Raw genomic sequence first — 10,115 nt, 5'->3', positions numbered from 1 at the left:
ATTTTTACTTGTATACATAGCTGGAACCGTTGCAGGATTTTTAAATACTCTGGGGGGAGGAGGATCACTCATTACAATGCCTATTCTCATTTTCATGGGACTTCCTTCCGCTACGGCAAACGGCACCAATAGAATAGCTTTGGTGGCTCAAAATATTGCGGCTACAGCAAACTTCAGGAGAAAGGGATATTTCTATCCAAAGATAGCATTAGTTTTAGCAGTACCTGCGGTAATAGGTTCCATAATCGGATCAAATATTGCTGTAAATTTGGATGATGCTATATTCAACAAGGTGCTGGGAATAGTAATGATAATGGTAATGGCAATGATAATAACAAGACCTGAAAAGAAGCTCCTTCACATGGGAGAGATAGAAGAACTGACTGGAAAAAGAAAGATTTATGCAATAATAGCCTTTTTTTTTGTTGGAATTTACGGAGGATTCATACAGGCTGGGGTAGGCTTCATAATGATTGTATCACTGACACTAATAACAGGTATGTCGTTGGTTAAAATAAACTCTCTAAAGGTTATGATTGTTGCCATATATACAATATCGGCTCTTGCCGTATTTGTAATTAATGGAAGTGTGGACTGGGGTCTGGGACTGCTTCTTGCTTTGGGAAACACAACCGGAGCCTTCCTTGGTAGTAATTTCGCTGTTAAAAAGGGAGATAAGTATATAAGAATGGTAATAGTTGCTGCGGTAGTTGTAATGGCAGGAAAATTGTGGGGTCTGTGGCTATAAGATTGAATTATGATGTATAGGTAATTCTAATATTAAAAACTAAATAGATAATAGGTATTGACAAAATACTAACAAAGATGTATAAGTATATTAGAACTTTCTAATATGCTTATTTTGTTATATAGACTGAACTATTGATTCGGTGATGAAATAATATTAACAATGATTACCATGGTAAGATGAAATAAGTAAATAAAATTATGGAGATAAATATGGATATAAAGGAATTTGAAGTTAAGTTTTTCAAGGCTCTTGCTCACCCCGTAAGGATAGATATTATAAAACAACTGGCAAATGAACGTATATGTGCCTGTGAAATTGTATCGGAGGAATATTCCCAGTCAAACATGTCACAGCATCTTAAGATTTTAAAGGATGCGGGAATACTCAAGGTTGAAAAGGAAGGCAACAAGATGATGTATGAAATAAAGAATATGGAAACAATGGATATTCTTAAAAAAGTAGATAAAATAATTGTGGAAGATTTGAAGAGTCTTCTGGGAAATATATAGGAGGATATTATGTTTGACTGGCTTTATGTTTTGATGGAAAAATTGGTGGAGAATGTATTTGGATTAAGCCTAGATACGGGAATAGGCGATAGTGTTCACTTCTTCTTCTATGACTCAGTAAAGATAATAATACTACTGGGTTTTATGATATTTACAATATCATATATAAGAAGCTACTTCTCACCGGAGAAGACTAAGGAATATATATCAAAGTTTAAGGGCGTATCCAAAAATATCATGGCATCACTATTAGGGATAGTTACTCCCTTCTGTTCGTGTTCGTCGGTTCCTTTGTTTATTGGATTTGTTGAAGGTGGAATACCTCTTGGTGTTACATTTTCCTTCCTAATAACATCGCCAATAGTCAATGAGGCGGCTTTTGCAATATTGTGGGCATCTTTTGGATGGAAGGTAGCAGTGCTCTATGTGGCAATGGGAGTGGTTCTTGGAGTAGTTGGAGGTATAATCATAGACAAGCTTAAGCTTGAAAAATACGTTGAGGAATATGTTTACGAGATGCAGATGAACAGACCTGATGTTGAAGAGCTAACCTTCAAAGACAGAATAAACTTTGCAAAATCCAATACTCTTGAAATAATTGGAAGGGTATGGAAATATGTACTTGTTGGAATTGCAATTGGAGCTGCAATACATGGATGGGCTCCAGAAGCTGCTTTGACTAAATATGCAGGACCAGGAAATCCACTGGCTGTATTAGCTGCAACAGTAATAGCAGTACCCCTTTACAGCAACGCTCTTGGAACAATACCAATAGCAGAAGCTCTTCTCATGAAGGGAGTGGGACTTGGAACTGCCATGGCATTCATGATGGCCACTACGGCTCTTTCATTTCCAGAAATGGTTCTTCTCAGGAAGGTTATTAAACCAAAACTTATAGCGAATTTTGTTGCTATTACTACAATCGGAATTGTATTTATAGGCTATATGTTTAATGGAATAGCCCACCTGGTAATATAGATTGAAAAATGCAACAAATACAATGAAATTATGGAAGTAAAAGTAAATAAATAAAATTTAAAATGAGATTTTATTTCACAATAAGTTTCGTTACAATTCATTCAATCTAAAGGATACGGTTGAAGCGTCTATATACGTTAGCTTTCATGAATTGACTCAACTATAATTGTGACATAAAACCAGGAGGAAATAATGGAATTAAAGGTTTTAGGAATGGGATGTGCTAAGTGCAGCAAGGTTGAATCGAATGTTAAGGATGCAGTGAAGGAACTTGGACTTGATGCCACTGTTGAAAAGGTTGAAGACGTAAAGGAAATAATGTCTTTTGGTGTAATGGCTACACCGGCTCTTGTAATAGACGGCAAGGTTGCCTTTGCTGGAAAGACTGCAACAACAAAGGAAATAAAGAGTATGCTTGAAATAGCTTCAAAATAGAAATCGAAGCAATATATCTTCTGAGTCTTTAAAAAAAGGTGTTATTAATTTAGTACCTTTTTTTTATTGCTGATTTATATTATAATGATTAAAACAAGTTTTCAAAGCGTTCTGAATGCTTTTTTACATCTATTAACGATGAAGAAGAATTCTTTGTGCATGGATATGAATAATGTGTTAAAATTATATATATTATTTATCAGGAGGTTTCAATGAGCATATCGTTTATCCATACTGCCGACTTGCATATAGGGAAAAAGTTTAATCTGAATTTCGATGTCGGCGACAGCATTAGAAGAAGAATTGACTTGTGGGAGACATTCGACAAAATTATTGAGCTATGCATAAGAAATGAAATTGATTTTCTATTTATAGCTGGAGATCTCACTGATGGCAAATATTGTACAATTGAAGATATTGAAAGACTTTCATCCAAATTCAAGGAAGCCAAGGATACAAAGGTTGTTGTGACTACTGGGAACAACGACCCCTATTCAGTGAACTCATATTATAAATATATAGACTGGCCTGAGAATGTGTATATAGTGGATACGACGGATAGTATTAAAAAGATGGAATTTGAAGAAGAAGGTCTTTGTGTATATTCAATAGGTCTTGAGGTTAAAGGAGTACAGGAAGAAAGAAAAGTGATCAGCTCCATTGAAACCGATAAAGAAATGGTAAATATTTTTCTTGCCCATGGAGATATTGAAGGAAACGATCCTCCCGACTTGAGAATTGATGTGGAATCGTTAATGGACAAATTTGACTATATAGCTTTAGGCCACTATCACCAGTACAATGAACATTCTGAAAGGGTCATTTATCCTGGATCACCAGAGCCTTTGGATTTCAAGGAACATGGACAGCATGGAGTTATTTATGGAAAGATAGACAAGGAAAATTTCGAAAAGGTGTTTTTGCCTACTGCAAAAAGCAGGTTCATACTAAAGGAACTCTATCTTCAACCTGAGTACGAACATCAGAAAATACTTGATATTATCAAGTTCATAGGCGATTATATTTCAGTTTCCAAGGACTATTACAAGGTTATATTAAACGGTACGGTAAATATGGAAATGGACATAGACAAGGTTAAGGCAGAAGCATCTACATATTTCCAGCACATTGAATTTATGGACAATTATACATACGACATAGACTATGATCTATTATTTGAAGAATACAAGGGAAATCTAATAGGAGATTTCATAAAACTAATTAAGGAAGAGGACGAAAACATCAACAGTCAAAAGACTTTGCTATTGGGCATTGACGTTTTGTTGAAGGAAAAGGTGGGCAGCAATGATTATTAACAGACTAAATTTACTTAATTTCGGAAAATTCAAGGACAGGGAAATAGAATTTTCAAACGGAATAAATCTTATATATGGACACAACGAAGCAGGTAAAAGCACCATGCAGAAATTTATAGAGGGAATGCTCTACGGGTTTCATGCAAATAACGGCAGAGTTGAAAACAACTGGCTGAGTGATATGGAGAAGTTCAATCCTTGGATGGAGGAAAGCTACGATGGAGAGCTTGTCTATTCACAGAACGGAGAAAAGGTCAAGATTTACAGGGATTTCTATAGCAATGATGTAAAAATAACCGATGAAAATGGAGTACACGACCTTGGTGAAAGGTTCAAATACAGCAAAAAATATCAGGTTATAGAGCCGGGAAAGACAATATTCGGAATTAACAGAAGGATGTTTTCAAACACCTTTAGCATAAACCAGCTTGACAGCAGAACTGATGAAAATCTTATTGCTGATGTTAAGGAAAAGATTGAAAATCTAGCAAAATCAAAAGATGAGTCAATTAAGATAAAAAATGTATTTGATGATCTTGATGACATGAAAAAGAAGATGGGCAGTAGTAATGATTCATCCACCAGGTTCGGTAAAATAAAGATGAAACTAGTAAGCCTTGAAGAGGAAATGGACTTGAGGGAAGAGGCCGATGGAAAGACAAGCAGAAAGCTTATGCTTGTGGATGCATACAAGAAGCAGCTTAGGAAAAAGCAAAGTGAATACGAGAATGTTGAAAACATTGTAGGAGAGTTGGACGCTGACAATATTAAGGAAGCCTATGAAACGGCATGGAAGTTGTCAGACGAGGTAGAGTCATTAAATGCTGAAATAGGAAGCGATGAAATCCATGACATTAACATAGAGGACTATGAGAGCCTCATAAGGCTATTCATGAAGTTGGAGCAGCTTGAAACTAGAGAGAAGGAACTGGCAACAAGGGTGAAAGCTCTAATAAGCTCCGTTAAGATCTTGAAGGAAGGGCTCATCATAGGGAATGAAACTGTGGACTTTGAGAAAATGAATTCCAACTATGAGATCCTACAGAGTAACAAGAGTATAGAAGTAAGACTTGAAACCAAGATTAATGCAATAAATGAGGAAATAGATATATTTGAAAACAACAAATTTGGAACAACAATAGATTCTTACGATAAATACTATGTGAATCAGAAAAAAATAAAATACTACAAGGGAATACTAGAAAGCGATATAATTTTAGTTCTTAAAAGCAAGATTAAGAAGGAGAACAATGGTGTCATAACAAATACTCTCTTTTCACTGATTTTTGGAGGACTTATTGTTGCAGGATCACATATTATGGCAAGGTATTTCTACAATGACCTTTTCTATTTTGTGCTATTGTTACTTGCAGTACCTGCACTCGTATACAAGGATACTTTTAGGAGTAGAAGGATAATAAAGGCAGTAAAAAATGAAATCATAAAGATAGAAAAAGAAAATATTGAAAATCTTGAAGAGCAGAAGAGTCTTGAAGCTGAAAATAGAACAATTCTTGAAGAAACGGACTGCACCAGTTTGAATGACCTTAAGGCAAAATACAATATTGCATCTTCTGAAATTGGAAATATAACTGAAAAGAAGAATACTCTTGAGACACTTGAAGAGGAGCATGCATTTATAAAAAGAAAGAACGACAATCTTGAGAGTCAACTTATCGAAAGGGTTGGAATATTTGGATATAGCGAGCTTAGCATAAGTATCTTTGGCAACATAAGAAGAAGGATAGAAGAGTCAAGGGAAAAGACAGGGAATCTAAAGTCCACAAACCAGGAGCTGGAATCTGTTGGAAATGAGCTTAAATCAGTATCCAGGAGCAAACAAGACAATACAGAGGTCATCAGAGATGTACTTGAGCGAAACGGAGTTGAGTCGGTAGAAGAACTTAAACATCAGATCAAGGAGCAAAGAAACATTCAGGACAAGGTTCTTTTGAGAAAAGCCAAGATGGAAACTCTAAAGAACATTCTTGGGAAATATACACTGGAAGAAATGAAGACCAAGATAGAGAAGCTTGACATACTTTTTTCGAATTCTGAATATAGCAGCAAGGAAGAAATACTTGAAACACATAAAAAGAATCATGAAGAAATAAGGGACCTTGATGAAAAGGTAAAAAACCTTGTTGAGAACATAAGCATCAAGCAGAGAAGTCACAGGAAATTGTCTGAAATAACAGAAGAAATCGAATACTATAAAAGACAGAAGAAAGAAATCGACAATGAACTGGATATAATTCAGAATACCCAGTCTATAATAGAAAAGGCATCACAGAACATTCAGGAAGAATTTCTTCCGAAGTTTGTTAGAAAGATAAACTATTATTTCAGTCTTATAACGGAAAGTAAGTATAATGAAATAAGACTGGATGAAAAGCTCAATCTTTCTATAGTGGATCCAACAAGCAACAGAGAGGTATACATTGAAAGCCTAAGTGCAGGAACAGTGGATCAGATTTATCTGTCACTGAGATTTGCCCTTGTGGATATAATATCCCGTGACGACGATTCACCTGTAATTCTTGACGATTGCTTTACCCAGTACGACGACAAAAGGCTCACGAGTGCCGCTGATATCATGGTGAATATGGGTAAAGAAAGGCAGATACTCCTTTTTAGCTGTCAAACGAGAGAAAAGGATATTTTTGATGCCAAAGGAATTCCATACAACTATATAGAAATATAACGGGAGCAAAAAATGAAAATATTTGGAATATCTGATCTTCACCTGGATTCAAAAAAAGAAAAGCCCATGGATATATTTGGAGAAAACTGGAAAGACCATGACAAAAAAATATTCGATTCATGGAAGGAATTGGTCAGCGATGATGATGTAGTATTATTGCCCGGGGATATATCCTGGGCAATTTCATTGGAGGAAGCATATGTTGATTTGAGTCTAATAGAAGAACTCCCGGGAACAAAGATAATGACCAAGGGAAATCATGACTATTGGTGGTCTTCTATGACAAAGATGAATTTAATGGGATTCAAAACCATTAAGTTTATAAACAACAATTCATTCTCTAAAGATGACCTTGAGGTCTATGGAACAAGGGGATGGATGTCAAAAGACAGTGACGAATTCAAGAAGGAAGATGAGGTTATATACACCAGGGAGCTTAGAAGACTTGGAAATTCAGTGAAGTCTTCAATGGTGGAAGACCCGTCACTGACAATCGCGCTACTTCATTTTCCACCATTCGACTGTAGGGGAAAACTTGATGATTTCGGAGAGTATATAAGCAGTGAAAATATTGATATCTGTCTTTATGGTCATCTTCACGGTAAAGATGGACACAAATATGTGAAGGAAGGTAAATTCGGCAACACTGAATTTATATGTGTGGCGGCGGATTATCTGGATTTCAAGATAAAGATAATTAAAGAGGTGTAGAATGAAGGAAATAGAAGTCAAGGTATTGAATATAGACCCTGAGGAAATTGAAAAGAAGCTTGTAGAGCTGAACGCTGAAAAGATAAAAAATGAGCACCAGGTTAATCTCATATTCGATACACCGGGATTTAGTTTGCACAATGACTACAAAGGTTATGCAAGAATAAGGATTAAGAGGAATCTGGATAATGATTCGGAAAAAATTCTTCTGACAGTAAAGAAGAATATATCTTCAGAGGGTGCTAGACATAACATCGAGCACGAGGTTGAGATAGACAACTGTGATGAGATGAAAAAGATTCTTGGAGACCTTGGTTACGAGCTTAAGCATAGGGGAGAAAAGCACAGGATTTCCTACATCTACGATGACATACTCTTTGAAATAGACACCTGGGACAAGGATACCTACCCAGAGCCCTACCTTGAACTTGAGGTAAAGGATAAAAAGGATATCGAAAGGGCTGCAAAACTCTTGAATCTGGATGAGGATAGCATCACGGCAAAATCCATTCAACAGCTGAGAAGGGAAGCGGGAATAGAGGATTGATAATTGTCCGGAATACCTTGACAATAATTGAATTTTGTATTAATATGTGTATAATCTATTAAGGTAATGATGGAGAAAGTAGTGTTGTTGTTCTTGATTCAGAGAGCAGTCTGGGTGGTGGAAAGACTGCAGAGCATAGACATGAATTACGACTCTTGAACCTCTGTGGGAAACTGCAGCGCAGGTATGCGATATGTACTTAAAGGCTTTATGCGAATTAAGGTGGTACCACGACTATACTCGTCCTTGAATATTTCAAGGGCGATTTTTTGTAGCTCAAGAAAGTTAAATATGCAAAATCCCTTGAAGTGTTGGTATTTTGGGGTTAAGGAAACTTTCTTTCGCATCTGAATAACCGCTCACTCGGTTAACTCAGCAATGCTGCTTTCTTGAGTTTTAATTTATTTAATCAGTTAAATTTATAAAAAAATGAGAGGTATGTTTATGGAAAAAAATGTATTCGACGTATTGATGGAAAGAGGTTTTATCGAGCAGTGCACCCATGAAACGGAAATCAAGGAACTCCTTGGCAAAGAGAAGGTCACTTTTTATATTGGATTTGACCCTACTGCAGACAGTCTGCACATTGGACACTATATTCAAATCATGGTTATGACTCACATGCAGAGATATGGTCACCAGCCTATAGCAATCATTGGTGGCGGAACTACAATGGTAGGAGACCCTAGCGACAGGACTGGAATGAGATCATTGATGACAAAGGAAACAATAGCTGCAAATGCAGAGAATTTCAAGCTTGTATTTAAAAAATTCCTTGATTTCGAAGATGACAAGGCACTAATGGTAAACAATGCCGATTGGTTGTTGAACCTTAACTATGTAGACTTCTTGAGGGAAGTTGGAGTTCATTTCTCTGTAAACAGGATGCTTACTGCTGAATGCTACAAGAACAGAATGGAGAAGGGTCTTACCTTCCTTGAGTTCAATTACATGATAATGCAGGCATACGACTTCTACATGCTTCACAAACTTTACAACTGCAAGATGCAGTTTGGTGGAAACGACCAATGGTCAAACATCATAGCAGGAGCAGACCTTATAAGAAGAAAGGATGCTGCAAGTGTGTATGGAATGACATTCTCGCTGCTTACAACAAGTGAAGGAAAGAAAATGGGTAAGACTGAAAAAGGAGCATTGTGGCTTGATCCTAAAAAGACTTCACCATATGACTTCTACCAGTACTGGAGAAACATAAACGATGCTGATGTACAGAAATGTCTGGCACTACTTACGTTCCTTCCTATGGAAGAGGTAAGAAGACTTGGATCACTTGAAGGTGCAGAAATAAACCATGCAAAGGAAATACTTGCATTCGAGATAACAAAACTTATACACAATGAAGAAGAAGCTGAAAAAGCTCAGGAAGCTGCAAGAGCTCTCTTTACAAAGGGAACTGATTCAGTAAACATGCCATCAAGTGACTTTGAAGCAGCTAAGCTAGAAGATAACCCTACAATTATAGATATTCTAAGCCACACTGGACTTATCAAAACAAACAGTGAAGGAAGAAGACTTATACAACAGGGTGGAGTATCAGTAAACGATGAAAAAATCACCGACTTTGGCCAGGTAATAACTGCAGAAGATTTCGTAGACGGTAAGATGATCATCAAAAAAGGAAAGAAGAAATTCCATAGATTAAATCTAATATAAAGGAAGAAAATATGATGAAAATAAAACTTGCTGCAGTCTGTACATTCGGACTGGAAGCAGTAGTAAAAAGGGAACTCCTCAACATGGGCTATGAAGATCTTAGAGTGGACAATGGATGGATATATTTTGACGGAACCCTTGAAGATATTATAAAGACCAATATCAACCTTAGAAGCGCGGAAAGGATACTTCTTGTGATGGGAGAGTTTGAAGCATTCACCTTTACAGAGCTTCACGATCAGACATTCGACCTTCCATGGGAAGACTGGATAACCAGAGACGGTAAATTTACTGTAAATGGAAAGTCCCTTAAGTCAAAACTTTCAAGCGTTCCGGACTGTCAGTCAATAGTTAAGAAGGCTATAGTAAACAAACTTACTAAAGAATACGACCAGGAATGGTTCAGTGAGAAGGGTGCTGAATTTACAGTACAGATATCCATTAATAAAAACAAGGCCATTCTCACAATGGATACAACAGGAACCAGGGA

General features: G+C 36.6%; 10 protein-coding genes. All 10 read left to right on the top strand.

What is annotated here, in order from left to right; translation table 11 throughout:
- Nucleotides 1-748, top strand: a 748-nt coding sequence (locus tag AC3AX0_RS02585) for a sulfite exporter TauE/SafE family protein (protein ID WP_487548742.1), incomplete at its 5' end; no start/stop codon positions are given.
- A 212-nt stretch (nucleotides 749-960) separates the two neighbouring features.
- Nucleotides 961-1,260: an ArsR/SmtB family transcription factor gene (locus tag AC3AX0_RS02580; protein ID WP_487548741.1), complete on the top strand. Its 300-nt coding sequence runs from the start codon at nucleotides 961-963 to the stop codon at nucleotides 1,258-1,260.
- A 9-nt stretch (nucleotides 1,261-1,269) separates the two neighbouring features.
- Nucleotides 1,270-2,238 carry a permease gene (locus AC3AX0_RS02575; RefSeq protein ID WP_487548740.1) on the top strand — a complete coding sequence of 323 codons (969 nt, stop codon included), beginning with the start codon at nucleotides 1,270-1,272 and terminating at the stop codon, nucleotides 2,236-2,238.
- Between the two features lie 192 nt (nucleotides 2,239-2,430).
- A complete protein-coding gene (locus AC3AX0_RS02570; RefSeq protein ID WP_487548739.1) occupies nucleotides 2,431-2,673 on the top strand; it encodes a thioredoxin family protein in 243 nt (80 codons plus the stop codon).
- Between the two features lie 212 nt (nucleotides 2,674-2,885).
- Entirely contained in the window at nucleotides 2,886-3,989 is a 1,104-nt protein-coding gene (locus AC3AX0_RS02565) for a metallophosphoesterase family protein (RefSeq protein ID WP_487548738.1), read from the top strand.
- The gene (locus AC3AX0_RS02560) at nucleotides 3,979-6,693 is read left to right on the top strand and encodes an ATP-binding protein (protein WP_487548737.1); all 2,715 of its coding nucleotides are present in this window, start codon (nucleotides 3,979-3,981) and stop codon (nucleotides 6,691-6,693) included. Before AC3AX0_RS02565 ends, AC3AX0_RS02560 begins: the two co-directional genes overlap by 11 nt.
- A 12-nt stretch (nucleotides 6,694-6,705) precedes the next feature.
- On the top strand, nucleotides 6,706-7,404 hold the full coding sequence (locus tag AC3AX0_RS02555) for a metallophosphoesterase (RefSeq protein WP_487548736.1): 699 nt from the start codon (nucleotides 6,706-6,708) through the stop codon (nucleotides 7,402-7,404).
- A 1-nt stretch (nucleotide 7,405) separates the two neighbouring features.
- Nucleotides 7,406-7,951 carry a class IV adenylate cyclase gene (locus AC3AX0_RS02550; RefSeq protein ID WP_487548735.1) on the top strand — a complete coding sequence of 182 codons (546 nt, stop codon included), beginning with the start codon at nucleotides 7,406-7,408 and terminating at the stop codon, nucleotides 7,949-7,951.
- Between the two features lie 444 nt (nucleotides 7,952-8,395).
- Nucleotides 8,396-9,625 (top strand): tyrosine--tRNA ligase, encoded by a 1,230-nt coding sequence (tyrS, locus tag AC3AX0_RS02545; protein WP_487548734.1) that lies wholly within the window; start codon nucleotides 8,396-8,398, stop codon nucleotides 9,623-9,625.
- A gap of 11 nt (nucleotides 9,626-9,636) precedes the next feature.
- On the top strand, nucleotides 9,637-10,115 hold a 479-nt coding region (locus tag AC3AX0_RS02540), incomplete at its 3' end, for a THUMP domain-containing protein (protein WP_487548733.1).

The organism is Dethiosulfatibacter sp. (assembly GCF_983023055.1).
Note: the sequence above shows the minus strand (reverse complement) of the source record. Positions and strands in the feature narration are given on the sequence as shown.

Coding starts and splice junctions, on each gene's coding strand:
- AC3AX0_RS02575 (WP_487548740.1), top strand. CDS start 1,270: ATGTTTGACTGGCTTTATGTTTTGATGGAAAAATTGGTGGAGAATGTA.
- AC3AX0_RS02555 (WP_487548736.1), top strand. CDS start 6,706: ATGAAAATATTTGGAATATCTGATCTTCACCTGGATTCAAAAAAAGAA.
- AC3AX0_RS02580 (WP_487548741.1), top strand. CDS start 961: ATGGATATAAAGGAATTTGAAGTTAAGTTTTTCAAGGCTCTTGCTCAC.
- AC3AX0_RS02570 (WP_487548739.1), top strand. CDS start 2,431: ATGGAATTAAAGGTTTTAGGAATGGGATGTGCTAAGTGCAGCAAGGTT.
- AC3AX0_RS02565 (WP_487548738.1), top strand. CDS start 2,886: ATGAGCATATCGTTTATCCATACTGCCGACTTGCATATAGGGAAAAAG.
- AC3AX0_RS02560 (WP_487548737.1), top strand. CDS start 3,979: ATGATTATTAACAGACTAAATTTACTTAATTTCGGAAAATTCAAGGAC.
- AC3AX0_RS02550 (WP_487548735.1), top strand. CDS start 7,406: ATGAAGGAAATAGAAGTCAAGGTATTGAATATAGACCCTGAGGAAATT.
- tyrS (WP_487548734.1), top strand. CDS start 8,396: ATGGAAAAAAATGTATTCGACGTATTGATGGAAAGAGGTTTTATCGAG.